General features: G+C 62.5%; 1 protein-coding gene. It reads right to left on the reverse strand.

The features are described 5' to 3' along the window. On the reverse strand, nucleotides 1-384 hold a 384-nt coding region (locus tag E4T71_RS09235; protein ID WP_135039005.1), incomplete at both ends, for a DUF1543 domain-containing protein.

Consider the following 384-nt stretch of genomic DNA (forward strand, 5'->3'; position numbering starts at 1 on the left):
CAGTACGCCGTCGGTGTGGGATTGCGTCCAGTGCGTGAGCATCTGCTGTTTGCCTTGGGCTGCCGCCTCCCTGGCCGTGCGCGCAACCACCAGCAGGTAGTGGTGTGCCTCGCCAAAGACGTTCGATTCATACCCGCCCAGGTTGATGAAGTACAGGCGCGGCGCCCCGGCGTTCGGCGCCAGGTGGCTGAGCTGGACTTTCCAGCCGTCAACGCCATCCACCGTCATCCAGGAGTCGATATGCATACCTTTCTGGCTGCCAAACCAGCCCTCGCGCAGTTGCGGGTAGGCGGCTTCCAGGGTGTCGGCGACGGCGAACACCACATCATGCACTTCGATTTTCGCCCGGGGGTGCTTACCCCCCAACATGACCACAAACAGCAT

The sequence above is a fragment of the Streptococcus sp. WM07 genome, assembly GCF_004570525.1.
Classification (GTDB): Bacteria; Bacillota; Bacilli; order Lactobacillales; family Streptococcaceae; genus Streptococcus.